Genomic DNA, 25,393 nt, shown 5'->3' with positions numbered 1-25,393 from the left:
CCGAAGTAGCTAGTGAAAGAGCTCAGCCGTGGTCAGCATCACAAAAAAGACTGTCACCAAATCGCTTACAAGTGACATGCGTCGTGCCACCAAGCGCCTGTATGAGCAAATGTGTAAAGCGTTGCTTACGGAAGAGAACGCAATGAGGCGGCAGGCACGGCTCGAGATGCCGAAAAAGAAGCGAAAATATACTGTCGATATGGAGATGGTCGACAAGCTGGACGCCGGCTTTCGAGGTGAAATAAGCTATAAAATTTTTGGAAATAAGCAGCTTCGAATCGACCGCCCAAAAGAACTAACCCGTGAGCACGGTATCTTTGAAAAAACGAAGAAAGTTCTAAAGCGCAACGCAGAAACGGGCGCAGTTTATTTGAGCCTTCACGAAAAGAAGAGTTGGGCTAGGGTTACGAGCCATCAGTACGCTGAGGACGGCACTCTTCGCACGAAGCATGTAAAATATCGAGACGGGCGCTTCGAGGAAAAGTGGGAGCGGGACGAAACCGGTTCCCTTGTCCGGACACGGTATGTCAACCGAGGCAGGCTCAGTGGTCGGCTGTTTCGGCCTGTTTCTGAGGAGCTGAGTGCGCCTGAGCCTGGCGGACCAGAGAACAGACTCTACCGCAAACTGACTCGTCAAGTAGGGTCCAGGCGGGAAACATTTGAGCGGGACGACAAAGGCGGCCTTGAGCTAGTCGGCTATAAACGCCCCGGCTTTTCCAGGAATACAACGAAATCGGAAGATCGCCATACCTCGCAAACGAAGATTCGGAAACTTGGTGGGACATTCAGCAAATCTTACAGGTCCCTCCTGGACAAGGAAGGCAACGAAGTAGGCCGAGATATCCTGAGTCACCGTCGGATGTTCAACAAGAGATCGGCCATCTACGATGAGTCCACAAAGCAATTGACAAGCATTAAACACACCTTCGGCAAAATTTATAAGAGTGAGTCGCAATACCTGAGCGCTGAGATAAAGAAAGTCTCAAAAAAGATACTCGGAGTGACGGTTCGTCGGAAACTGACGGCATTGAGCGAACCTGAACTTTGCGCGCAGAGACTCCGTGTTTCGGAATCGGTCGAGCATAGGAAAGCCTGGCAGGAGCCCACCGCTATCACCAGATCTTCGCCAAGGGAGGATCCTAGCATCCCTTTGGTGTCGAAGCCGGACCGGACTGACCGAGTTCGAAACGGCCGTGGTGTCCAGACCGAAGCCAAACTCACGCTCGTGAACGACAAACCAGTTGATCTTGCTTCACAAAACTCCCCCCTATTTCTCCAACAGGCATCAGAGCAGCAGTTTGGTTTGCAACCACAATCTCCGTCGTCAGCAGTGCATTTTTCGGATTCGGCTTCTAAGGCGGAAGGGGTTACACTAGGCAAAGGTCCAATATCGCAGAGTCCTCGTCGCGGCAATGAACGGGAGGTGCGATCGGAAGAAAATCTTGACAAGTATCTCGGACATTCCGTCTCGTCAAATGAGTTCTCTGTCGGAGATCACGCTTCATGGATCGCCGCAAAAACCAACACTAACCGGCTTGCGGGAAACGCCACCACACTCATCCTTGGATCTGCAATCGTCTGACGCCATAAACGATGCTCAGGCTCCGCAGGTAACTTCTTCAGCGGTCAGTCATCAGTCTGCTCCGGAACAAGAGCTCTTGAGTTTTTTGAATGGTGTGCCAGCCCCAGTGCATAGTGGCGGAGAGCGTATTGCTGAGCACAACCGAGATGTTGCTGCATCAAATGCGGCTTTTGATCCGCAGTCATTGTTCGGCGAACCAGACTTGTCACGCGCTTCGGAATTAAGGCTGGAATTTCCAGCGCAAGGCGACCGTCTATCGGATGCGGAACAGCAAGCGTTGCTGAACGGGTTGCTGGCTATACCGCTACCGGCTCGTTCTGCGAAGATGAATTCCGAACGATCGATGATTTTGGAAGGTTCACGGAGTTGAGAGCGGCCCGTGTCAGGAGGGCTTTCGCTATAGAGTGGGAAATGAGACACCCCGGCAAGGCGCTTCACGCCCTCACCCTCGGCCACACAAAGTTATCGATGATTTGTAAACTCGGAACAAATTTCTTCGATTCTGCGAAGGTCTTCTCCACTAGGATCGGGTTGTTCAAGACCAACCTGACGGAAAGACCACCGATGACCAATGACATGATGAGCGTGCGCTCCTCGGATTTTGCCGAATGACGATCCGCTACGAAACCAGGCGCAGCGATGACCATGACCTTCGAGAGCGGATGAAGGCGCTGGCGCATGAACGCCGCTGCTTTGGATATCGACGCCTTCATGTGCTGCTCATGCGTGAGGGTCGCCTTGTGAACCACAAGCGGCTCTTCCGGCTCTATCGGGAGGAGAAGCTGTCAGTGCGCAAACGTGGCGGCCGGAAGCGAGCGATCGGCACACCCGCGCCGATGCTGATCCCGATGGCAGCCACTGATCGATGGTCGCTGGACTTCGTGTCGGATTAACTCACCGATGGTCGCAGGTTCCGGGTGTTTGCGGTCGTCGGCGATTGCACCAGGGAATGCCTGGGCCTCGTCGCCGATACGTCCCTTTCCGGCCTGCGGGTTGCCCTTGAGTTGGACCGGATCATCGAGGAACGAGGCAAGCCGAAGATGATCGTCAGCGACAAATGGCAGCGAGTTCACCAGCAACGCGATCCTGCAATGGACGGATTGGACCAAGGTGGAATAGCACTACATCGCACCGGGTAAGCCGATCCAAAATGCCTTCATCGAAAGCTTCAATGGGCGGCTGCGAGACGAATTCTTGAATGAACGCTAATCTCGGCACTGACCCATGTTGCTCGCTCAGCGCTTTCAAACTGGCGCAGCGATTATAATCCTGTTTCATAACGCCCATCGTTTATGTTGTGGAAGAGAATAGGTTTTCCTGATCTGGATGCGATCCTGTGGGGTGTCGAGGGTTCTGCCGGGCGCGATCGAGGATCTGACGTGCTTGCGGGGTGGCGAGTTTGGAACGGCTGAAGATCCATGGGCCATCGGGTAGCGGATGAGCCCCCTCAATATCGCCAGCCTCGGCCGCCAGACGCGGCGTTTTGGCGTTATCCCGACCAACTTCGCCGCACCGCCCAGATTAAGCCACGGCTCGACCCCGTCGACCTGGGGACGGAAGACCGGAATCTTGCGATATGACCTCAGCGCGGTGACCCGCTCCCGTGTCCACCGATTGCCATTGCCGGTCGTCAGTCCGTTGCGATTGAGGACACCGGCAATCACATCATCATTGGCGATAAGGACGAGCTGTCGTACGGCGTCGACGATATCCTCAGGCTGTCAGTACCGGCGCAATACTCCCCAATAGTGCCGTTTGAGTCTTCCCCAGGTGCTGCGGCCATCGGTCTTCCGGGGCGCGCCCCGGAAGACCGATGGCCCGTCATCGCCGATACTCCTTCCGATGGTCGGAAGGGGATGTTGGTGATCAAGCTGAGGGAGACGATCATGATCCTGGATCTGCATCAGCAGGGGCTGACGGTGTCAGCTATTTCCAGAGAAACAGGCATCGATCGCAAGGCGGTGCGCAAGTACATAGAGCGAGGCCTCGAAGCTCCAGCCTATGGTCCAAGAAAGCCTCGGGCGACGGTCATCGACCCGTTCGCTTCATACCTGCGGGAACGGGTAAAATCCTACCCTGGTCTGACGGCAGTCGATTATTTCGAGAACTGCGTGAACGAGGCTATACCGGCGGCTACACGGCTGTGACGGATTTTCTCCGCGAGGTTCTCGCCTTCTACGATGCCATCGGCAAGGTCCTGGCGCAGGAGGGCCGCCCATGAGCGCGACCCTTGATTCCATTCCGTCCATGATCGATCGTATCCCTCATGATCTCGTCGGCCTGAAGATGCCACGTGCACTCGAAGCTCTCGACCATGTCGTTCGACGCGTCGAGCACGGTGAGCTTTCCGCCCTGGAAGCCATTGATATCCTTCTCTCCGAGGAACTCACCTTACGCGAGAACAGCCGGATCAAGACCGCACTGCGAATGGGTAGGCTTGCCACGATCAAGACGCTCGCCGGCTTCGACTTCACCTTCCAGCCTTCGCTCGATCGCGATCGTATCCTCACCCTGGCGCAGCTCGGCTTCGTCGATCGTCATGAAGCCGTTCATTTCCTTGGCCCACCGGGAACAGGCAAAAGCCATCTCGCCACAGCGCTCGGCGTCGAAACCGTGAAGGCCGGAAAGAGCGTGTATTTTACGACGCTCGCCGATCTCATTGGTTCGCTTGCCCGTTCCGAACGAGAAGGCAGGCTTCAGGATCGCATTCGCTTCTTCTGCAGGCCAAGCTTGCTGATCGTCGACCAGATCGGCTACCTGCCGGTCGTCCAAGGCGGCGGCAATCTCTTCTTTCAGCTCGTCAACGCCCGATATGAACGCGGCGCGATGATCCTGACGTCAAACCGCGGCTTCGCGGAATGGGGCGATGTGTTCGGAGATCCCGTCGCGACGGCGCTGCTCGACAGATTGATTCAGGAGATGCCGAACTCGCGGCACAGCGCCGCAATCTTCTCGCCATCCAGAACCCGCGCAACGAATTTGAGACGCTCGTCCATGAGATTACACTCCTGCCAAGGCACCTTTGCTCTCCTCGCAAAGGCCAAAAGTGTAACCCATGTCTCCGGTATGAACTGTCACCCTTCTCTCGGGAAGGACACTCACGGATCGGTCGAACATCCACGCCGGGACTTCAATAAGCCGATCAGAAGAAGCGCCAGAAAGGCTGCAGCGAAAAATAGCCGTTCCTTTGGTCAGCGCCTCATGGACGTGGACGAACTGACCGGACCAGGGATGCCACGGATACAAAAGCTCACGAACCTCCGTCCCGTGGGTGTTCTGTCGTCGTGTTGTACAATAATTTCCGGCCCTCGGCTGGATGACACCTGCCGAGTTCTCTCAAACAATCAACCCGCGACTTGATGCGGTGCTGCGCAGCCGGAATGGCCGCACCGCAACCCGCCGTTACCGCCCCGAATACAGCAACCGCTGGAACGAATTCAAAATTGGATAAAACTTAGGGGCAAGGTCAATCACCGAGTAAGCTCCCGGAAAGGGCCGCCTTCCAACGCTGATGTGAATATCGGAAGTCGTAGAACCGCTGCTGTTTGCGTCGGTGTCCAGTCCCAAGCCAGCAATCGCTCCAGCCTGCTGAACCGCAACCTGTCTCGGCTTTGGCGTCCCACAGACTGGCGTCTGCCCGCTCATTTGTTTTCGTTCTTTTAATTTGCAAGCAGTTCAATGAAAGACGGTTTCGCTGTTGTTATAATGATTGCGATTGTAATAATATAAACTGAAATTGTGGAAGTATAATATTGATTTGGGATTTAATAGGACTAGGCTTTCCATTGCTCCTGGCGGCGAAGCCCCGGACGGAACAAAATCGTTCCAATTCCATGGAGGAAGTCATGGCGCAGGCCAAACCGGCTCCGTATGATACTGCTACCGACCAGCATAATCGCGTGTGTATCGACGGCTTTAAGGTCGTAAGCACGCGTTTGCGATCGGCTGAATATGAGACCTTCTCCCACCAAGCGCGCTCGCTGGGACTGTCTGACAGTATGGCCATGCGCGTTGCAGTGCGCCGCATTGGGGGCTTTCTCGAAATAGATGAAAAAACGCGTGGTAAGATGGAAGGTATTCTTTTGTCCATGGGAACGCTTTCAGGCAATATTGCCGCCCTGTTGTCTGCTTACGCGGATAATCCGCGGCCGGATTTGGAGGCCCTGAGAGCCGAACGTATCGCTTTCGGCAAGGCGTTCGCCGACCTTGACGGCTTGCTCCGTTCTATTTTGTCCGTATCCCGCCGGCGTATAGATGGTTGCGCTATGCTGAAAGACACATTGCAGCGCTGACGTGGCACCCGCCCGGGAGCATGTTCGATGCCGGATCGACCTCAGGTTATCATTCGCATAGTACCTGATGGTGGAACTAGGACCCTCCAGCAGATCATCAATCAGCTGGAGTATCTCTCCCGGAAGGGAAAACTCGAGTTGCAGCGTTCAGCCCGGCACCTCGATATCCCCGTGCCGCCGGATCAAATCGCTGAACTTGCCCGAAGCTGGGTCCAGGAGACCGGAGTTTATGACGAAAGTCAGCCGGATGAGCGAAGGGAACAGGAGTTGACCACGCATATTATTGTAAGCTTCCCCCCGGGCACAGGTCGAGCAGATGCTTATGCGGCGAGCCGCGAGTGGGCAGCCGAGATGTTTGGGTCAGGCAACGGGGGCGGGCGATACAACTATCTTACGGCCTTCCACGTTGACCGCGATCACCCGCACCTGCATGTCGTGGTCAACCGCCGCGAACTTCTGGGACGTGAGTGGCTGAAGATTTCGCGGCGCCACCCGCATCTGAATTACGAAGCCTTGCGCATGAAGATGGCCGAGATTTCGCTCCGCCACGGCATTGTCCTTGATGCCAGCTCACGAGCAGAACGTGGTATCCTTGAGCGTCCGATGACTTACGCCCAGTTCCGGCGCCTTGAGCGGCAGGCCAGCCGGGTCCGGTTCGACGATGCAGATACGGAACAGGGGTCACCGCGTGAAGATCATCCCTTGCAGGACCAACCTGTGGATACGTTGCCTCCTGCCGGGCCTTCGAGCAAATCGAAGGCCGCAGTTCAACCGTCCGTCGCACATAACGCGTCGCCCGTTCCCTTGTTGGAGAGCGCAGGATTCGTTCCGGCGGGCAACCTCGGTGATGACGCACCAAATGCTGTCCGGGACGGCGCATGCAAGCCAAGGGACAATTCCGGAGTTCCTGGCACAGCAAACCAGAATGCGGTGCAGTCGCCAGACACCGCGCAAGAGAATCCAAAACGACGACGCGATGATGCTGGCGAGCCGAGTGGGGCAAAGGGCGGGAGATCAATTGCCACCGAGCCGGAGACAACCGCCCGGGAGCAGAACGATCGCAATAACCCCGCAACATTGCTGGCCGCCCCCCCAGGTCACTGTCGTTGAATGACACCGCCCGTAGCGGATCGGCGACTGATTCACTGCCTGCGGTTTTCGAAAGCCAGCAGCAGAGACCGCTTTCCTCGAAGCGGGCACTTGAGGACGAGGCACCGGGTGACCGAAAACGGGCAAGGGATGGGAGCAGCCAGGATCGTCGCCGGGATTAGGACGCAGGTAAGGAGCCAATCATGACCCATGGGCAGTTCACCGATTATCGCGCGCGTCCGGCGCTGACAGTCTCGGACGACGGCCATGGAACGGCAACAATCCCGGCGCTGGAGGGGCAGATCAAGGTACGGGGCGGCGGAGAGGGCGCGGCAGTCGCGGCCGATCTGCCGACACGACCGAATGAAGGAGTGCACCCACATATCAGGGAAATGCCGGCGAGTACTGCTGCCGGCCTCATCGAGGCCGCTGCGGACTCGCCTGGCGCATTCGAAGCGACTGCAAATGTACCCGCCATCCTGCACAATAACAAAGGTGATTTCCGCGCCGCCATGCAGTACTTGCGCTCGCTTGAACCGGAACGATCAGACAGGCGCGCCGGTGAACCTGCCATGTCGCCGGAGCCGCCAGCACGGGCCGCGAAGCGACTGCGCGGAAACCAGTCCCCCGGCTGGACAGTCAAATCGGCCGTACAGCGGCAAAGCGCGCTCGGCAGTCTCTGCCAGCCGAGCAACGCCCATCCGAAGCGAGTGTATACAACATTCGGCCACCGACAGAAACAACACGGGGAAACTGGCAGGAAAGCTCATCAATTCCGGACGCCACTCCCGTCTCCTTACCCCATTCGGGTCCACCCGCGCATTGGTTCGGGAGGGATACCGATACGGATAGAAACTCGGCTGATACCATTCCGCTTGCGAACTGGGGGTGGAGGAGACCGTGAAGCCGAAAATCTTGCGGTTCATGCGAACACTCCAACTTCCGACACGATGAGAGGTTCTCGCAGCGTGACACATACCGAAGTTCTGGACGATGCCGGCAGTACCCGCACGAAAGAACTCCACAGTCGTTTCCGCGAAGAAACGACCCCCGGATCATCTCAGGGGTTATTTCCGGGTACGCAAACCTCGCCACAAGGTCGCCACGAGGATATCCCCGACCTGAACGAAGCAGCTCTGGCCGAAATCGATGCGGCATACGACGCCCCGTTGAGAATGCCCGGGGGGACGACGAGTGTCATACCGGATATGCAGTCCGGATCAGGCGAGGCATTCCCCGGGGTCGTGGACGGGCCCTGCGTCGATCCGGAGATGCACGCTGTTAAACGCCATGGACTCTTGCCGCAAGCACCGGAGTGCGCTGCAGCGGAGCCCTGTGGCTGGCCTGGCTTCACATCGGCCGATCTTGAAAAAATCGATGCAATCGTGAGTTTTCGCTCGGACGGTTGGTCCCCGACGCGAAACATTCCGCCGAAATTCACCGCGGCTGGTCCCGACAGCGTCTCCCGGAATGGGCGCGCTGTCAGAAATTCGCCCGGGATGCCGGCCTGCGACACGGCGCACGCCGGGAATTTTCCGATCTGTCCGGCGCTGAAACGGCTCACATCAAGAAGTGTGCGCGGCTCGCAACGACCACTGCTGAAAAGGGAAAGCAACAGATATCGTCTCCGGCTGACCTGCGGTCCGGTTCAGGCAACCCATATCCCGACGCAATCAGCCGCCGGTCATCTGCCCACGATGTCCCACGATGCCAGTCAACTGACGTCATTGTGGCTCCGCGAGCCCGAGATGATCTGTAACGAACTAGTAGCAAGCGCTTGCCCGACGCCGGTTGCCTGCATCGCCAGACCACGAAAAAACGTCGGGCACGCACCCGCCAGGTTTCATGATACCGCTCCTGTTCCCGGACACCATCGTCCTAGCAGAAGGGGTAGGTTCACGCCTTTTGATGATGTGATGCTGTCGGAAATCGACGGCTGGATGAACGGGACCGCGGGAGCCGGCCACCGGCCAGCCGACCGGAACCGCGATCGCGTGAAGGTTACGACCGTTGGGTTCTGTTCTGGCAGCGCCCGGACCTCAAACGCGATTTCCGATTTGTCCCGCAGTGTTTGGTGAAGAGATGAACTCGAGCAAGAGCACGCCCCTACGTTTGGCCGTTAGTGTCGTATGCTCGCTGGCAGCCGGTCTTTGTGTTGCAAGCTTGTATGTAACGTTCCGCCAAGGCTTTAATGGCGAAGCGATGATGACCTTCAGTGTCTTCGCCATCTGGTACGAGTCGCCGCTCTATCTGGGGCATACGACCTCGGTATTCTACTACGCTCTGGCCATTGTCGTATCAACTTCAGCCGTCGTTCTACTCAGCCAACTGTTCGTGTCGCTGCGCAACCGCGAGCATCATGGAACGGCTCGCTGGGCAGAATTCGGGGAAATGCGACGTGCCGGCTACCTGCAGCGTTACACCAGTATCAATGGTGCGGTGTTTGGCAAGACCTGTGGTCCCCACTGGTTCGGCAGCTATCTGACCAACGGCGAACAGCCCCATAGTCTGGTCGTCGCGCCGACGCGAGCCGGCAAGGGCGTCGGCGTCGTCATTCCGACGCTGCTGACCTTCAGGGGCTCGGTGATAGCACTCGATGTCAAAGGTGAGCTTTTTGACCTGACGTCCAGGGCACGAAAGGCAAACGGCAACGTCGTTTTCAAGTTCGCGCCTCTGGATCCGGAGCGACGGACCCATTGCTACAATCCGGTTCTCGATATTGCGGCAATGCCTCCCGAGAGGCAGTTTACCGAGACACGCCGACTTGCTGCAAACCTTATCACTGCGAAAGGCAAGGGAGCGGAAGGCTTCATCGATGGCGCACGAGACCTTTTTGTTGCGGGTATCCTTGCTTGTATCGAGCGCGGCACTCCGACAATAGGCGCAGTCTACGACCTTTTTGCCCAGCCTGGCGAGAAGTACAAGCTTTTTGCGCAACTCGCGGAAGAAAGCCAGAATAAGGAGGCTCAGCGCATCTTTGACAACATGGCGGGCAACGACACGAAAATCCTAACCTCCTATACGTCGGTGCTCGGCGACGGCGGTCTCAATCTTTGGGCTGATCCGCTGGTCAAGGCAGCGACCAGCCGATCCGACTTTTCCATCTACGACCTGCGTCGCAGGAAGACCTGCGTTTATCTTTGTGTAAGTCCCAACGATCTTGAGGTCGTTGCGCCGTTGATGCGCCTTCTTTTTCAGCAGGTCGTGTCGATTTTGCAGCGATCCCTGCCAGGGAAGGACGAGCGCTACGAAGTTCTGTTTCTCCTCGACGAATTCAGGCATCTGGGCAAACTTGAGGCCATCGAGACCGCGATCACCACCATCGCCGGATACAATGGCCGTTTCATGTTTATTATTCAGAGTCTCTCCGCGCTGACGGGTACCTACGACGAGGCGGGCAAACAGAACTTTCTCAGCAATACCGGTGTGCAGGTATTTATGGCCACCGCTGACGACGAAACACCGACATATATCTCGAAGGCTATCGGGGAATATACGTTCAAGGCGCGCTCGACCTCCTATAATCAGACACGCATGTTCGACCAGAACATCCAGATCTCCGATCAGGGGGCACCGCTTTTGCGCCCCGAACAGGTGCGCTTGATCGACGACAGGAATGAAATCATCCTCATAAAGGGGCACCCGCCACTTAAACTGCGAAAAGTGCAATATTACTCGGATCGCGCGCTGAAGCGTATTTTCGAAGCCCAGACCGGTTCGCTCCCCGAGCCAGCGCCCCTTGTGCTGCCGGAGAACATCAATCGCGGAGACCTGGAACAGCCGACTGTCCTCGCGGCGGCGCGAGAGCCCGGCGACAAGGATTTTGTAGGCGACAATGCGGAAACCGATGGGTACAACGGCAACTGCAATCACGACAACGATGGGGCCATCGGATTTGATATCCCGTACGGCCCGATTGAAATCGACGATCTGGAGGAATACGCCAGCACAGCTTGTGTCACCGCCGATGCCGGCCCGTCTGCCGAAGTCGCTCCGGCTCTGGTTGCGCAAGAACAATTGCTGAAACGGATAATCGCGCTTCAGCAACGGTATAGGTCTGGCTCGTCAAACCCCGGGGATTGATTTGAAGCAGCGTCGTTCGGCATCATTCGATGCCGGAGTCGGTCAGATATTGCGGTTCGATCGATGCGGTGCCAGACCTAGACATGTCCTGCGATTGATGAATCGATTGTGAGGTGACGAGAGCGACCGAAGCTGATTCAACATCCACAGCGGAGAGGTGGATGATGGGACAGGCCCTGAGCGATGATCTCCTAATATGGGTTTTGAAAGCGTCTGCGGCGGGCATGTCGGCTCGACAGGCTGCGGCTCGTTTCGGAGTTGGGATTTCGACGGCGATCCGCTGGATCGCAAGAGCGAAAGAGGGTGAGTTAACTGCTCGGCAGAGCTGGCTCGGGAAATCTACACAGCTAGGATAAGTGGAATTTCTGCCTGACTTCGGCTTAGATGCCGGGAACAGGAGCACTGCTGTCCGGTTTAAATTTTGTCACCATTGGAGGCTCATCTGGCCGGGATTTCCGGGAGGGCTGTGGCGTGGCTTTAGCAGGCGGTCGATCCTTTTGCGGTGCATCAGGTTGGTGCGCACCAGGCGGGCGAAGGCCAGCGGGCTTATGATGGTGGCCTGGTCGGCCTTTGCCATCTGCAGCAGCAGATAGGCGATCAGAGCGACGGCCACCTGGATGCGCACGGCATTTTCGCTGTTGCCGAGGAAATGGCGGATCTTCAGCGTCTGCTTGACCCAGGGGAAAAACAGTTCGATCGCCCAGCGGCGCTTGTAAAGCGCGGCGATCTCCTCGGCCGGGGCAGTAAGATCGTTGGAGAAGATGCGCAGCACCTTGCCGGTTTCGATCCGCTCGCCGATCTCGCGCACCGGCCGGTTCATCGGGTTGCGGCGGCTCTTGGCCTGACGCTGCGGCAACAGGCCGATGCGGTCGAACAGGATGCCGGCATCCTCGTTTGCCGCCTGCTCGGCGCTCACCGTCAGTTTCGTGTGGGACTTTAGGCGGCTGACGATGCGGCAGCCGGCGGCGTCCAGCTTCGCCCACCAGCCGAAGTCGTAATAGCCGAGGTCGAAGACATAGGTGGCGCCGGCCTCGATCGGCATCTCCTTGGCGGCGGTGATGTCGTTGACATTGGCCGGGGTGACGGCCGCGTAGATCGGCCGTTCGGCATTGGCATCATAGACGACGTGCATCTTGGCGCCGCAGGCCTGATCGGAAAAGCGGGCCCACTGCGATCCCGCCCCGGAAAGTGGCAGACTGCTGCCGTCGATCAGATAGACCGCCTCGCCGACGGCCCGCTTGAGGCCGCGCCCGGCGCGGGCCAGCATCTGCGTGAACAACTCTGCAAAAACGGCGCTCGGACGCAGGCCGTTGGCATCGGCGAAGGTCGAGCGCGACACCGGGCGAGCGCCGAGATGGTAAAGGCGGGCACTATGGCTTTCCAGGGAGCCGACGATCTCGCGCGGGCTGACGGCACCGGCAAGCTGGCCGTAAAGCAGCGCGATCAACTGGCTCTTCGTCGACAGCCGCCGAACGTGCTTGTCGGCCTGATGCTCCTCCACAAGTCTTTCGAACACCGTCCACGGAATCCGCTTCAACAGATCATGAAAGACGCTATTGTCATGCCGCACGGTGTTGTTCCTCTTTCGTGTTGTCAGTACCGGAGCATACTCCCCAATAGTGCCGTTTGAATCTTCCCCAGGAGCTGCGCCGCTGGTCTTCCGGGGCGCGCCCCGGAAGACCAGCGGCGCGTCATCGCCGATACTCCTTCCGATGGTCGGAAGGGGGATATTGGTGATCAAGCTGAGGGAGACGATCATGATCTTGGATCTGCATCAGCAGGGCCTGACAGTGTCAGCTATTTCCAGAGAAACCGGCATCGATCGCAAGACGGTGCGCAAATACATAGAGCGGGGCCTTGAGGTCCCGCTTATGGACCGAGAAAGCCTCGCGCGACGGTTATCGATCCGTTTGCTTCATACCTGCGGGAGCGGGTGAAGACCTATCCCGGCCTCACTGGTAGTCGGTTGCTCCGAGAACTCCGGGATCGAGGTTATGCCGGCGGTTACACCGCCGTCACGTATTTTCTTCGTGACGTGCGACCTCCGGCAAATCCAGGTTTCGAGGTTCGCTTCGAGACGCCGCCAGGCGAACAGGCCCAAGTCGATTTCGCCCAGTTCCACGTCGTTTTCACTGACGAGCCAATGACGCAAGGATCGTTTGGTTGTTCTCGATGGTGTTGGGTCACAGCCGCCTCATCTGGGCACGCTTCGTCATGCATCAGAATCTGCCGACCGTCCTACGTTGCCACATCGCCGCTTTCGAGGCGATTGGTGGTGCGCCGCGGGAGGTGCTCTACGACCGGATGAAGACTGCCGTTATCGGCGAAGGTCAGACGGAGGGCATCATCTACAACCGTGCTCTCATCGACCTGGCCCGCCATTATGGATTTCATCCTAAGGCGTGCAAGGCCTACCGAGCCAAGACAAAAGGCAAGGTCGAGCGGCCGTTTCGGTATATCCGCGAAGACTTCTTCCTCGCTCGTTCGTTCCGCAATCTCGACGACATGAACGCCCAGCTCCGGCACTGGCTCGACACCGTCGCCAATCCAAGGAAGCACGCGACGACCCAGCGTGTCGTCAACGAGGCCTTCGCCGAGGAGCGGCCGTATCTGCGGCCGCTACCTCTGGCACCGTTCAAATCCGTTCTGAAGCTGGAGCGCCGCGTATCGCGGGAAGGCATGGTCAGCGTCGGCGGCAATACCTACAGCGTTCCGGATGCCACACGCAGTCGCATGGTTGAGGTCCACTCTCTCGCCGACGAAGTCCGCATCTTCGAGAACGGCACACTGATCGCCACTCATCCTGTGCTGGAGGGCCGCAAACAGCGCCGAGTCCATCCCGATCATCGACGATCGATGACGCCGCAACATAGGCCAAGGACACGAGACGAATCCCTTGTCGTCAAGCCTGCCGGCGACACCGTGCTGCAGCGGTCGCTCGCCTTCTATGACGCCGTCGGCAAAGTCCTGGCACGGGAGAGCCGCCCATGAGCGCGACCCTCGATGCCATTCCATCCATGATCGACCGTATTCGCCATGATCTCGTCGGTCTGAAGATGCCGCGCGCACTGGAAGCACTCGACCATGTCGTGCGCCGCCTCGAGCACGGTGAGCTATCTGCCCTCGAGGCTATCGATATCCTGCTGTCCGAGGAACTGACCCTGCGCGAGAACAGCCGCATCAAGACCGCTTTAAGAATGGGCAGGTTAGCGACGATCAAAACCCTTGCCGGTTTCGACTTCACCTTCCAACCTTCCCTCGACCGAGATCGCATCTTCACCCTGGCCCAGCTTGGCTTCGTCGATCGACACGAGGCCGTGCATTTCCTCGGCCCACCTGGAACCGGTAAGAGTCATCTTGCCACGGCGCTCGGCGTCGAAGCCGTCAAAGCTGGAAAGAGCGTCTACTTCACGAACCTTGCCGACCTCATCGGTTCGCTGGCCCGTTCCGAACGGGAGGGTCGGCTTCAGGAGCGCATTCGCTTCTTCTGCAGGCCAAGCCTGCTGATCGTCGATGAGATCGGCTACCTGCCCGTCGTCCAGGGCGGCGGCAATCTATTCTTCCAACTCGTGAACGCCCGATATGAGCGAGGTGCGATGATCCTGACATCAAACCGCGGCTTCGCTGAATGGGGCGATGTCTTCGGCGATCCAGTTGTCGCAACGGCGCTGCTCGACAGACTGTTGCATCATGCCGTCGTCGTTCAGATCGAAGGATCGAGTTACCGATTGCGCCAGCATGCCGAACTGATGCCGGAGCATGTTCGCTCCAAAGCCCTCATCGCACCACCGGCATTCGCCCCACCTCAAAAGCCGCGCGGGCGGCCGCCGAAAAATCCTCAATTCTCCCTGGCATCCACGTCGGCATAAGTGGGGAATTTTACTTCGGCACTTCTGGGGAAAATTACGCGGCATTGACACGTGTCCGAGATCGTCGCGAAACGCTCGAACATGAGTAGAATCAACACCGTGCACCATGTCCACTAAATTTAAACCGGACAGCAGTGGAACAGGAGAGACCATGACGAGAGACCGCGCCGGAACCATACCCGGCCTTCAAGGCAAAGGTGGCGCTTGCCGCCATCAGGGGCGAGCAGACGCTGGTGGAATTGTCCCAGCAGTTTGACGTGCACGCCAACCAGATCAAACAGTGGAAAGACCAGCTCCTTGAGGGGGCGACAGGCGTTTTCGGTGATGAAGCGAAGGCGGAACCGGCGGGTCCAACCGTGGATGTCAAAACACTGCACGCCAAGATCGGCGAGCTGACACTGGAGAACGATTTTTGTCCGGTGCGCTCGGCAAGGCGGGATTGCTGGGCGGAAAGAAATGATCGACCGCGCACACAAACTGTCGGTCGTGCGCCAGGCGAAGCTTCTCGGCTTCAGCCGTGGCAGCGTCTACTATTCTCCACGTCCAGTGTCGGGTGGCGATCTTGCTCTGATGCGCCGATTTGATGAACTGCATCTCGAATACCCGTTTGCGGGAAGTCGGATGTTGCAGGGGCTTTTGAGGGGAGAAGGGCTGGAAGCTGGGCGATTGCACATTGCCACGCTGATGAAGAAGATGGGCATTGAGGCTATCTACCGCCGCCCAAACACTTCGAAACCGGCTCCCGGTCACAAGATCTATCCTTATCTCCTGCGAAAACTGGCGGTCATCGGCCCAACCAGGTATGGGCAATGGACCTGACTTACATCCCTATGGCACGGGGCTTCGTCTATCTCTGCGCCGTCGTCGACTGGTTCAGTCGTCGGGTTCTGTCGTGGCGGTTGTCGATCACGATGGAAGCGGACTTTGCATCGAAGCGGTCGAGGAAGCGCTTGCTCGTTACGGCAGGCCGGAAATCTTCAATACGGATCAGGGATCGCAGTTCACCTCCATCGACTTCACGGCGGTGTTGAAGAAGGCCGAAAGCGCCATCTCGATGGACAGCAAAGGCGCATGGCGGGACAACGTCTTTGTCGAGCGGCTCTGGCGGTCGATCAAATACGAGGAGGTTTACCTCCACGCCTATAAAACCGTCTGAAGCTCGCGCTGGCATCGGCACCCGACGCCCACATTCATCCCTTGACCGGCAGACGCCGGATCAGGCTTACTTCAACGCGCTGGCACCGATGATTGTGGCAGCATAATCGAGGCGGAAATCCACTTAGAAAAACGCCCGAAGCTGTTCAGACAAACCGAGCCAGCTCTGACAACATTCTCGAACGCGACATCAGGGTTTTTGCGACGGGAAGAAAATCGTGACTGTTCAGCGACACTGCTGACAGAGCCAAGGTCAGCGCAGTGATCTATAGTTTGATGCTGACCTGCCGCGCCTGTGGCGTCGACCCTCTGATCTGGCTGCGGCACGTGCTTACTGAGTTGCCGCAGCGAGACGACTACGCCGACATCGGCGACCTGCTACCGATCAACTTCTCGAAAACCTCCGCCGCCTAACGGAGCCGGATATCGCTACCGATGCGAGGCGGCTCCAGCGGTGCCGCAGCCGTCAATGCGCATCGAAAATCGCGCTTACCAATCTTCGGCAGGATATATCCTGATGTATATGCCGTGCGGCTGGTGGCAACGCTTTAGGGAGATCAATTTCTTAATGGTAAGTCACGGGGTGCATATCCAAGCCCTCTTGCCCTCGAAAAGCCAACAAATGTCACCGTCAAATGGCGTGGAATGACCTTTGATATCACTATCCGTCGCTGTCGAGCTGCAGATATGCTTAAGCAAAGGGCCACACAATTATTCGATAGCGTTTCGATCGTAAAAATGCCATTATTCGTTTCGAGTTCCTTGATTAGTTAAGCTATATATATCACCTCACCTTTTCTCATTGCTACAACGACGCATTCTTCATCATATAGAAAATTAAACAAATCTCTCCTATCTTGCAAGTATGGTATGGCTAACCTACAAATTGATGGATAATGAAGTTTATCACATGCGGAATGCCCTGTTCGACGCTACTAGGAGCTACGCAGTTCATAAGAGAGGGACGGTTAGAGTCAAATACCTTTATCTTGAGAGTGCGGATGCAGAACGCTCTGTGGACGCTGGACGGTTGGTCGGAACCGGAACATATGAAGTTCAGACCTACCCTCCGTATGCCGCTCCTGTTGATGCAAAGCCCTGGTTCATCGTTGTTGACAGCAGCGCAAACCTGAATGGCGCGATTGATGTGATAGCATGGGGGAGAGCGATAAGGTCATGATCGAAATCCCCGCTCATTGACCTGGCGCTTATGGAGTGTTTTGCGGTTTGTTGCTTTTTGCATGTGTTTGTTTCCCTTAAAGTCCTTGTATTTAACCGTCATATGCGGCGGGTAATAGATTATTATCAATAAGTCAGGTCAACAATATGCTTGTGTTGATTATTTCTATGCTTCCGATGCTTGGCGACCGCTGATCGAGCAGCCACGGACGGGCGCGTCACGCCACTATTATACTATATTTCTATTTATCACCGCTTTACGATTATTTGGCGTCGTAAGTTTGAGACGATGAGTATTTTCCTATTGCCTCTCGTTATTCTAATCAATTAACTCCAAGTAAGTTCAAGGAAATACTATTCTGGTATTGAACGACCAGGCCTTCTATCGAACCCGTGGAGTGCGAGGCGGGGACCGTTACCCGACTTGGCCAATCAGCAAATCAAGGCAGTCGGTCGTCGCCGGAAACTCTTATGCCTTAAGACATAAACAATACAGATTATCCAAAAGATATATATAAAGAGTCACATTCATTAATTCGAATAAGAACATAATAAAATTAACGTGAAAGGAGGCGTCAGCATAACACAGTACCCTCATAAAAAACAATTAAATAAAAGTGGCGGCGCAAAAACAGCACACGCCGCCATACATCTTGAAGATAACAGAAATACAACACGCACTCAATTGAGCCAACGGTGCGGAACCTCGATTTGGCCGTAAAAAGAACAATCATCCTGCTAAGCTCCCTGAAAGACGGCCGGCCATGATTGCAGTTGGTAATAAGTTTTTCCACTTATGATCGCTAAAGAATGTCGGCGCCTCCCAACGAAGACGGCGCGATCGCTATAGTAACGTAACCAAGGGGAAAACTGGGTAAGGGCAGAATGCACGTTTTGACTCACACCAAAGGTTTACCGCATGACACTTGATGTCGTTTGCTAATTAGGTTTGCACTTATTTAATGGACATTGCGTTTGCCAGTTATCCGCGCTCTGCGTAGTTGCTTACGACAATAATGACGGATCAAAAATAGCCTCAAAATTAGCGGGCATTAAGAAAGTTGTAGTACTAAACAAGATAGAATTTTATTTCAACAATTGAAATATGATGCTCTGGCATCAACTTACAAGTACAAGAGCGATAAGAAACATAAGCGGGGATCCTAAACCCCTGACTGAAGAAAAACAAACTCGCCGGGCCCACATGGCAGCCTGCTTCGAGGCGCGTCTACTCATGCGAAAGCTCTGCCGAGGAAATAGCAAGAACGAAAGCGATGAAGGCCAGAGCACCGCCTATAACATAAAGGCCTTTGCACAGCGCCACGAGCGCGCCAACTGCAACCATCAGCGCAAACGTCATGCCGGGGTTTGGTGATTTTAGGTAAGATTATGGTTGAGGGGAGAGAACCAAATTCGTTCTTCGAAAACGTTCGACGCTTAGTAGGCAGGGTAAGGATGGAGATTGTCTTGGAATGCCAGAACCAATGAGGCTTATATAGGGGATTTCCGGGTGCGCGAGTGACTCCAGGCATTCTGGCTCTATGACCAAGGGTTGTCGCATGGCTGTTCGTGTCTGGAGAAGGGCGCCCTACCTCATTGAGCCGCATTTTTAAAATTTTCAATCGGCAGATATGCCGTTTCGGTGCAATGAGAAGGCATTTTGAATGCCTCTCGTACCTCGCGAAGAGCCGCAGCTTCTGTGCAGTCCTTGGATGACGCTGAAGGTAGAGATCGCAGCTTTAGGTTCTGCCATAGGGCTGCCCGAATAGAGGCAGACCCCTGACCCATCCCACCAGACTATCTTGACCCGGTCTCCACAGCGCGCTTCATAATGCATCCCTCCATCAAATTCCGGGCAACCGGACGACTTTGATAATCTTCATAAAATGTTTGGCAGGATATATAGACATGTCAATTTCAATGGTTCCTACATTTCTAGGTTTCTGTGCATTGGAGCGTGTGTTTTGTAAGCCCCCCGGCCTGAGACGGTGAGCACATTGGTGCCCATGATCGTGTCGGAGGCCGCGCCGGCGGTCCAACCCGCCGTGACGGAAGCGCCGGCCCCGCCGCACCCCCGCCGGAAGCGCAGCGACGTCACGATCGAACTGGGTCGCGACCGACGCGTCCGCATGGACGCCGACATCGACACAGAAGCGCTTCATCTGCGATGATCCCCATTCCGAGCGGCGTGAAGGTCTGGCTGGCGACGGACCATACCGACATGCGCGCAGGCTTTCCCGGATTGTCGCTCTTTGGCCGTATGGGAGTTGCGCCGCGCCAAGCAGCTATTAGCGGGGCGGTAAATCTTCCAAGGCCACCTCCAACATTCAAGCTAATCTTAGCCCGGCCGCGCCGCAGACACCTCCGCCGGCTGTCAGCCGTTTCGACGATGGTCTGGGAAGGGAGCCGTCGTCAAAATGCCCTGTCTCCCTCGTTTGCTCAGTAGCTTCACGCTGTGCTTTCGTCGTCAAAGCCGGAAGGAAAAAGCATGACTAAAGAACTGCATACGACATAAGAGAGATGCGACAGTCGCCGCCTCTTGGGATGCTGGCTAAACGTCAACGTTTTGAAGGAAGACTGGCGACGTGCACATTCGATGTCGCCCCCGGCACTGGGGATCGTCTCATCTGGGTTGGCGCGCTGCACGTGGCCGCGTAAAAAACGGATTCTCTCAACGGTTTGGTGCTTTTTCAAGAACGACTGGCATCTATTGCTCGATCCATCTCCACCCTATTGCAGAAAAAGGTAAATGTCGCTCTGCATGCCTGATGGCCCCAGAGTGGCCGTGTAGGGCACACCATGGATACTGAAGTTGGTCTGGGGGTTGTCCGCGCTCGGCAGCAAGTCATCCCAGTACATTGCAAGCCGAAGGTCCTTCGGTGCCGGTTGATTGCCGTGTTGTTGCCAGCTCGAGAGTCTCCGTTGCGGCATCGACGTCTTGCTGCCCCGAACCCCTCTCCGGCGCCAGCGACTGCGGCGTCACTCGCATCGAACCGCCCACGGAACTGCGACGCGGCACACGGTCGCCGGCGCTACTATCGTGCGAACCGCCGGTTCGAGAGCTGGGCGGCATTCGAAGCGCATCTGGACCGGTGGGTACGCGATGTTGCCGACCAGCGTGAACACGGCACGACTGGCATAGCGCCAGCGGAACGCTTTGCCGCGGAGGCTGGGGCGCTTCGCCCGCTGGCTGGCCGCGCGCCGTTCGGGCAGTTGCGGGATCTCATGCGCAAGGTTCAGGCCGATTGCGCAATCGACCTCGACACGAACAGCTACTCCGTGCCTTGGCGTCTGATCGGCGAGAGCGTTCAGGTCGTGGTACTGGCAGGCCGTGTGATCATCCGTCATGCGGGCCATGTCAATGCCGCGTAATTTTCCCCAGAAGTGCCGAAGTAAAATTCCCCACTTATGCCGACGTGGATGCCAGGGAGAATTGAGGATTTTTCGGCGGCCGCCCGCGCGGCTTTTGAGGTGGGGCGAATGCCGGTGGTGCGATGAGGGCTTTGGAGCGAACATGCTCCGGCATCAGTTCGGCATGCTGGCGCAATCGGTAACTCGATCCTTCGATCTGAACGACGACGGCATGATGCAACAGTCTGTCGAGCAGCGCCGTTGCGACAACTGGATCGCCGAAGACATCGCCCCATTCAGCGAAGCCGCGGTTTGATGTCAGGATCATCGCACCTCGCTCATATCGGGCGTTCACGAGTTGGAAGAATAGATTGCCGCCGCCCTGGACGACGGGCAGGTAGCCGATCTCATCGACGATCAGCAGGCTTGGCCTGCAGAAGAAGCGAATGCGCTCCTGAAGCCGACCCTCCCGTTCGGAACGGGCCAGCGAACCGATGAGGTCGGCAAGGTTCGTGAAGTAGACGCTCTTTCCAGCTTTGACGGCTTCGACGCCGAGCGCCGTGGCAAGATGACTCTTACCGGTTCCAGGTGGGCCGAGGAAATGCACGGCCTCGTGTCGATCGACGAAGCCAAGCTGGGCCAGGGTGAAGATGCGATCTCGGTCGAGGGAAGGTTGGAAGGTGAAGTCGAAACCGGCAAGGGTTTTGATCGTCGCTAACCTGCCCATTCTTAAAGCGGTCTTGATGCGGCTGTTCTCGCGCAGGGTCAGTTCCTCGGACAGCAGGATATCGATAGCCTCGAGGGCAGATAGCTCACCGTGCTCGAGGCGGCGCACGACATGGTCGAGTGCTTCCAGTGCGCGCGGCATCTTCAGACCGACGAGATCATGGCGAATACGGTCGATCATGGATGGAATGGCATCGAGGGTCGCGCTCATGGGCGGCTCTCCCGTGCCAGGACTTTGCCGACGGCGTCATAGAAGGCGAGCGACCGCTGCAGCACGGTGTCGCCGGCAGGCTTGACGACAAGGGATTCGTCTCGTGTCCTTGGCCTATGTTGCGGCGTCATCGATCGTCGATGATCGGGATGGACTCGGCGCTGTTTGCGGCCCTCCAGCACAGGATGAGTGGCGATCAGTGTGCCGTTCTCGAAGATGCGGACTTCGTCGGCGAGAGAGTGGACCTCAACCATGCGACTGCGTGTGGCATCCGGAACGCTGTAGGTATTGCCGCCGACGCTGACCATGCCTTCCCGCGATACGCGGCGCTCCAGCTTCAGAACGGATTTGAACGGTGCCAGAGGTAGCGGCCGCAGATACGGCCGCTCCTCGGCGAAGGCCTCGTTGACGACACGCTGGGTCGTCGCGTGCTTCCTTGGATTGGCGACGGTGTCGAGCCAGTGCCGGAGCTGGGCGTTCATGTCGTCGAGATTGCGGAACGAACGAGCGAGGAAGAAGTCTTCGCGGATATACCGAAACGGCCGCTCGACCTTGCCTTTTGTCTTGGCTCGGTAGGCCTTGCACGCCTTAGGATGAAATCCATAATGGCGGGCCAGGTCGATGAGAGCACGGTTGTAGATGATGCCCTCCGTCTGACCTTCGCCGATAACGGCAGTCTTCATCCGGTCGTAGAGCACCTCCCGCGGCGCACCACCAATCGCCTCGAAAGCGGCGATGTGGCAACGTAGGACGGTCGGCAGATTCTGATGCATGACGAAGCGTGCCCAGATGAGGCGGCTGTGACCCAACACCATCGAGAACAACCAAACGATCCTTGCGTCATTGGCTCGTCAGTGAAAACGACGTGGAACTGGGCGAAATCGACTTGGGCCTGTTCGCCTGGCGGCGTCTCGAAGCGAACCTCGAAACCTGGATTTGCCGGAGGTCGCACGTCACGAAGAAAATACGTGACGGCGGTGTAACCGCCGGCATAACCTCGATCCCGGAGTTCTCGGAGCAACCGACTACCAGTGAGGCCGGGATAGGTCTTCACCCGCTCCCGCAGGTATGAAGCAAACGGATCGATAACCGTCGCGCGAGGCTTTCTCGGTCCATAAGCGGGACCTCAAGGCCCCGCTCTATGTATTTGCGCACCGTCTTGCGATCGATGCCGGTTTCTCTGGAAATAGCTGACACTGTCAGGCCCTGCTGATGCAGATCCAAGATCATGATCGTCTCCCTCAGCTTGATCACCAATATCCCCCTTCCGACCATCGGAAGGAGTATCGGCGATGACGCGCCGCTGGTCTTCCGGGGCGCGCCCCGGAAGACCAGCGGCGCAGCTCCTGGGGAAGATTCAAACGGCACTATTGGGGAGTATGCTCCGGTACTGACAGGCCAGGTCGTGGCCGATCATGTCCTGTGCCAGGGCCGGCGGCAACGGATCGTGGACCGGTCCCATTTTGTCGGCGTGACCGGTGCCGAGGGATCCGTGCGTACAGCTCCCTTGGAAATGCCTCCGGCCACCTTGCTGCGGCCACTCGCGGAATACGAGGCGGTTGTTGGAGGAGGATGGTGATGGCGAACGTGGATCACGACCTACTCATCGCAACACTCGATCGACTGAAACTTGACGGCGATCCGCGATCAGCTCGACACTCTGCTTGACGAGGCGGCCCCGCTCGAAGATGAACTTGCGCGAAGCTCTGACATTCCTGGTATCGCGAGAGATCGCCCGGCGCGATGAGCGGCGCATCTCCATGTCGAGTAAAGTCGCACAGTTCCCGTTCGTGTGCGAACTCGACGGCTTTGAGTTCGAGGCGCAGCCGTCGCTTGATCATGGGCAAATCAGGGAACTGGCGACCTGTCGCTGGATCGCTCACGGCGATACGGTGCTATTCCTTGGGCCTCCTGGTACCGGTAAAACCCACCTTGCTGTCAGCCTTGGCCGCGAGGCGATCCGCCAGAACTACAACGTGCAGTTCGTCACAGCCGCGACGCTGGTGGCGATGTTGGCCAAGGCCCACATCGACGGCTCGCTCGACAAGCAGTTGGCGATCCTGGCTCGTCCGAAATTGCTGATCATTGACGAGCTCGGCTATCTTCCCTTCGAGGCGAATGCAGCGCACCTGTTCTTCCAACTGGTGTCCCGGCGCGCTTTTCGCGAAGCCGATAGCTGTCTCCTCGGATGGTGATCACCGTCGCTTGAAACAAGCGAAACGACCAATCAATGGAGGGGGTCAATTCCTCGCTTCGCTTGACACCTGGCGGGCATGTCGCCTTGATTTCTCATCGACGAAACCACGGTCGGACGCGAACTGAAAGCTCCCGGCTTTGCCAAGCTGTCGCCAGAAGGTCTAGCCTATTCCAATCGGACTGCTTTCGTGTAGAAGGGCCCGGGTAAAATAGAACTGCAACGAAGCACGTTTACAGAGCCATAGTTCTTGTTGGCCTTGTTTCTGTCATAAAACTCGCAACTTATGACGAGTGTTGCAAACACAAATGCAATAGTACAGCGCCAGGCCAAGTATGCCAGACTTGATCACTCGTCGACCTCGTCGTTGTCGCCCATTGGAAGCGGCACATCAAGGACCGCAATTACGTCAAAGCTGTCGCCAGCCTTCCGTCTCTTTGTATGCCCGACCAGATTTCGAAGAGGCAACTTGGCGCTTGGATACAATGTGAGGTGAAAGGTGTATCAAACGGACCAAGCATTCCGTTCAGTGAAAAGGCGTTCTTTGACGAGTACGTCGTTTTCAATTCACTATCCTGAACAATTCTTGGCTCTCTCTGAGCCTCTGAGCTACCTAGCTTTCCGCGTATAAAAAATCCTTTATTGTTTTGCGTTCCGAAGAGCCACGCAACCTTTCCAAAGGTGAAAAGGCACCAGATTCTAAATAGGTTTCACTAAGAGCCCGATTCAAAAGTTCATTCGTATATCCAATACCTTGCGATGCGCCTTATGAGCATTCTGATTGAAGGTGAGCGTACGGTGAGCTGTTTTTGCTGATCGGCCAAATCAGGCGATGTTCTGGCATTAGAACCAGCATTAGTGCTGACATTAATACCAGAACGAAGAGGTTTCATGGCTCGCATAGAGATCATGTCCGGTACCGAGCGCAGACGGCGTTGGTCGGACGAGGCGAAGCTGAGGATACTTGCGGAAGCTGATGAGCCCGGTGCTCGCATTGGCGATGTGGCGCGCCGGCACGACATTCATCCGGGCCAGATCCGCTTGTGGCGGCAATCATTCAACTATGCCGATCGGCCGACGGTGTTCCTCCCGGTGGAAATCACGGAGGAGGTTGGCGTAAGCCAGCCGTCTACCGCATCAACAAGGCCGACGATCGTTGAGATCTTGCTTCGAAACGGTCGGAGCTTGAAGGTTGCGGTTGACGTTGAGTTGAAGCTGCTTGGCCCGCTCGTCGCTTGCGTGGAGGCGGTATGATCGGCCCATCGGGGAATGTGAGGGTCTATCTGGCCTGCGGAGTGACCGATATGCGGCGTGGCATTGATGGTCTGTCCGCGCTGGTCGAGACGGTCGTGAGGGAGGCACCGGGCTCGGGCGCAATCTTCGGCTTTCGCGGAAAACGCGCGGACCGGATCAAGCTTCTTTGGTGGGATGGCCAGGGGTTCTGTCTGTTCTACAAGATTTTGGAGCGCGGATACTTTCCCTGGCCGACGGCGAAAGAGGGTGTAGCGCACCTGACGCAGGCGCAGCTTTCGATGCTCGTTGAGGGGATCGATTGGCGACGCCCGGCGTGGAACTTCCGCTCCCGGCCGAACGGGATAAAAGCTATATTTTGCAGGGGCATGGGAAGCTTAACGCTGGTGCGTCAGAGGCAAATCGGCTAGT

At 56.8% G+C, this 25,393-nt stretch carries 12 protein-coding genes and 13 pseudogenes; 21 read left to right on the top strand and 4 right to left on the bottom strand.

What is annotated here, in order from left to right:
- The first annotated feature begins 28 nt into the window (after positions 1-28).
- The 4 genes and pseudogenes from MHI61_RS03800 to MHI61_RS03785 form a co-directional block, all read left to right on the top strand.
- The gene (locus MHI61_RS03800) at positions 29-1,582 is read left to right on the top strand and encodes a virA/G regulated protein (RefSeq protein WP_239789422.1); all 1,554 of its coding nucleotides are present in this window, start codon (positions 29-31) and stop codon (positions 1,580-1,582) included.
- 76 nt (positions 1,583-1,658) lie between these two features.
- Positions 1,659-1,952: a hypothetical protein gene (locus MHI61_RS03795; protein WP_239789421.1), complete on the top strand. Its 294-nt coding sequence runs from the start codon at positions 1,659-1,661 to the stop codon at positions 1,950-1,952.
- 41 nt (positions 1,953-1,993) lie between these two features.
- Complete coding sequence (locus MHI61_RS03790) at positions 1,994-2,194, top strand: hypothetical protein (protein WP_042119523.1); 201 nt, start codon at positions 1,994-1,996, stop codon at positions 2,192-2,194.
- A pseudogene (locus tag MHI61_RS03785) lies at positions 2,179-2,850 on the top strand (IS3 family transposase); the annotation flags it as partial. The gene MHI61_RS03790 and the pseudogene MHI61_RS03785, both read left to right, overlap by 16 nt.
- A 22-nt stretch (positions 2,851-2,872) precedes the next feature.
- Here MHI61_RS03785 and MHI61_RS03780 read toward each other — a convergent pair.
- Positions 2,873-3,300 (bottom strand): annotated as a pseudogene (locus tag MHI61_RS03780) (recombinase family protein); the annotation flags it as partial.
- A gap of 144 nt (positions 3,301-3,444) precedes the next feature.
- Here MHI61_RS03780 and MHI61_RS03775 point away from each other — a divergent pair.
- The 8 genes and pseudogenes from MHI61_RS03775 to MHI61_RS03735 form a co-directional block, all read left to right on the top strand.
- Positions 3,445-3,728 (top strand): annotated as a pseudogene (locus MHI61_RS03775) (helix-turn-helix domain-containing protein); the annotation flags it as partial.
- Between the two features lie 71 nt (positions 3,729-3,799).
- Positions 3,800-4,495, top strand: a pseudogene (istB, locus tag MHI61_RS03770) (IS21-like element helper ATPase IstB); the annotation flags it as partial.
- A 394-nt stretch (positions 4,496-4,889) separates the two neighbouring features.
- A pseudogene (locus MHI61_RS03760) lies at positions 4,890-5,040 on the top strand (IS3 family transposase); the annotation flags it as partial.
- 387 nt (positions 5,041-5,427) lie between these two features.
- Positions 5,428-5,874 carry a T-DNA border endonuclease subunit VirD1 gene (gene virD1, locus MHI61_RS03755; protein ID WP_011427368.1) on the top strand — a complete coding sequence of 149 codons (447 nt, stop codon included), beginning with the start codon at positions 5,428-5,430 and terminating at the stop codon, positions 5,872-5,874.
- Positions 5,875-5,901: 27 nt separating this feature from the next.
- A complete protein-coding gene (locus MHI61_RS03750; protein ID WP_239789420.1) occupies positions 5,902-6,984 on the top strand; it encodes a relaxase/mobilization nuclease domain-containing protein in 1,083 nt (360 codons plus the stop codon).
- Positions 6,985-7,166: 182 nt separating this feature from the next.
- Positions 7,167-9,041, top strand: a complete 1,875-nt coding sequence (locus MHI61_RS03745; protein ID WP_239789419.1) for a hypothetical protein — start codon at positions 7,167-7,169, stop codon at positions 9,039-9,041.
- 4 nt (positions 9,042-9,045) lie between these two features.
- Positions 9,046-11,046, top strand: coding sequence for a type IV secretion system ATPase VirD4 (virD4, locus tag MHI61_RS03740; protein WP_011427370.1), 2,001 nt, complete (start codon positions 9,046-9,048; stop codon positions 11,044-11,046).
- Positions 11,047-11,210: 164 nt separating this feature from the next.
- A pseudogene (locus MHI61_RS03735) lies at positions 11,211-11,360 on the top strand (helix-turn-helix domain-containing protein); the annotation flags it as partial.
- 110 nt (positions 11,361-11,470) lie between these two features.
- On the opposite strand, the gene MHI61_RS03730 reads toward MHI61_RS03735, so the two are convergent.
- On the bottom strand, positions 11,471-12,616 hold the full coding sequence (locus tag MHI61_RS03730) for an IS4-like element ISRel1 family transposase (protein ID WP_077988945.1): 1,146 nt from the start codon (positions 12,614-12,616) through the stop codon (positions 11,471-11,473).
- A 163-nt stretch (positions 12,617-12,779) separates the two neighbouring features.
- Here MHI61_RS03730 and istA (MHI61_RS03725) point away from each other — a divergent pair.
- The 5 genes and pseudogenes from istA (MHI61_RS03725) to MHI61_RS03705 all read left to right on the top strand — a co-directional run.
- Positions 12,780-14,037: pseudogene (istA, locus tag MHI61_RS03725) on the top strand (IS21 family transposase).
- Positions 14,034-14,915 (top strand): IS21-like element ISRel3 family helper ATPase IstB, encoded by an 882-nt coding sequence (istB, locus tag MHI61_RS03720; RefSeq protein WP_003563080.1) that lies wholly within the window; start codon positions 14,034-14,036, stop codon positions 14,913-14,915. The pseudogene istA (MHI61_RS03725) and the gene istB (MHI61_RS03720) overlap by 4 nt, the downstream one beginning before the upstream one ends.
- Before the next feature lie 151 nt (positions 14,916-15,066).
- Positions 15,067-16,177: pseudogene (locus MHI61_RS03715) on the top strand (IS3 family transposase).
- A gap of 61 nt (positions 16,178-16,238) precedes the next feature.
- A pseudogene (locus MHI61_RS03710) lies at positions 16,239-16,484 on the top strand (transposase domain-containing protein); the annotation flags it as partial.
- Positions 16,485-20,291: 3,807 nt separating this feature from the next.
- Positions 20,292-20,603: pseudogene (locus MHI61_RS03705) on the top strand (IS21 family transposase); the annotation flags it as partial.
- 52 nt (positions 20,604-20,655) lie between these two features.
- Here MHI61_RS03705 and istB (MHI61_RS03700) read toward each other — a convergent pair.
- Complete coding sequence (gene istB, locus MHI61_RS03700) at positions 20,656-21,537, bottom strand: IS21-like element ISRel3 family helper ATPase IstB (protein ID WP_003563080.1); 882 nt, start codon at positions 21,535-21,537, stop codon at positions 20,656-20,658.
- Positions 21,534-22,791 (bottom strand): annotated as a pseudogene (istA, locus tag MHI61_RS03695) (IS21 family transposase). Before istA (MHI61_RS03695) ends, istB (MHI61_RS03700) begins: the two are co-directional and overlap by 4 nt.
- Positions 22,792-22,933: 142 nt before the next feature.
- On the opposite strand from istA (MHI61_RS03695), the pseudogene MHI61_RS03690 reads away from it, so the two are divergent.
- The 4 genes and pseudogenes from MHI61_RS03690 to tnpB all read left to right on the top strand — a co-directional run.
- Positions 22,934-23,116, top strand: a pseudogene (locus MHI61_RS03690) (IS21 family transposase); the annotation flags it as partial.
- Positions 23,116-23,693: pseudogene (locus tag MHI61_RS03685) on the top strand (ATP-binding protein); the annotation flags it as partial. The pseudogenes MHI61_RS03690 and MHI61_RS03685, both read left to right, overlap by 1 nt.
- 929 nt (positions 23,694-24,622) lie before the next feature.
- The gene (locus MHI61_RS03680) at positions 24,623-24,985 is read left to right on the top strand and encodes a transposase (RefSeq protein WP_009996987.1); all 363 of its coding nucleotides are present in this window, start codon (positions 24,623-24,625) and stop codon (positions 24,983-24,985) included.
- Complete coding sequence (gene tnpB, locus MHI61_RS03675) at positions 24,982-25,392, top strand: IS66 family insertion sequence element accessory protein TnpB (RefSeq protein ID WP_239789418.1); 411 nt, start codon at positions 24,982-24,984, stop codon at positions 25,390-25,392. Before MHI61_RS03680 ends, tnpB begins: the two co-directional genes overlap by 4 nt.
- Position 25,393 lies beyond the last annotated feature (1 nt).

It is taken from the genome of Rhizobium sp. K102 (genome assembly GCF_022385315.1).
In the GTDB taxonomy this organism is placed as follows: domain Bacteria; phylum Pseudomonadota; class Alphaproteobacteria; order Rhizobiales; family Rhizobiaceae; genus Rhizobium; species Rhizobium croatiense.
Note: the sequence above shows the minus strand (reverse complement) of the source record. Positions and strands in the feature narration are given on the sequence as shown.

Bases quoted from the DNA above. Each gene is read 5' to 3' on its own strand.
- tnpB (WP_239789418.1), top strand. From the start codon at position 24,982: ATGATCGGCCCATCGGGGAATGTGAGGGTCTATCTGGCCTGCGGAGTG.
- virD1 (WP_011427368.1), top strand. From the start codon at position 5,428: ATGGCGCAGGCCAAACCGGCTCCGTATGATACTGCTACCGACCAGCAT.
- MHI61_RS03790 (WP_042119523.1), top strand. From the start codon at position 1,994: ATGAGACACCCCGGCAAGGCGCTTCACGCCCTCACCCTCGGCCACACA.
- istB (WP_003563080.1), bottom strand. From the start codon at position 21,537: ATGAGCGCGACCCTCGATGCCATTCCATCCATGATCGACCGTATTCGC.
- istB (WP_003563080.1), top strand. From the start codon at position 14,034: ATGAGCGCGACCCTCGATGCCATTCCATCCATGATCGACCGTATTCGC.
- MHI61_RS03750 (WP_239789420.1), top strand. From the start codon at position 5,902: ATGCCGGATCGACCTCAGGTTATCATTCGCATAGTACCTGATGGTGGA.
- MHI61_RS03745 (WP_239789419.1), top strand. From the start codon at position 7,167: ATGACCCATGGGCAGTTCACCGATTATCGCGCGCGTCCGGCGCTGACA.
- virD4 (WP_011427370.1), top strand. From the start codon at position 9,046: ATGAACTCGAGCAAGAGCACGCCCCTACGTTTGGCCGTTAGTGTCGTA.
- MHI61_RS03680 (WP_009996987.1), top strand. From the start codon at position 24,623: ATGGCTCGCATAGAGATCATGTCCGGTACCGAGCGCAGACGGCGTTGG.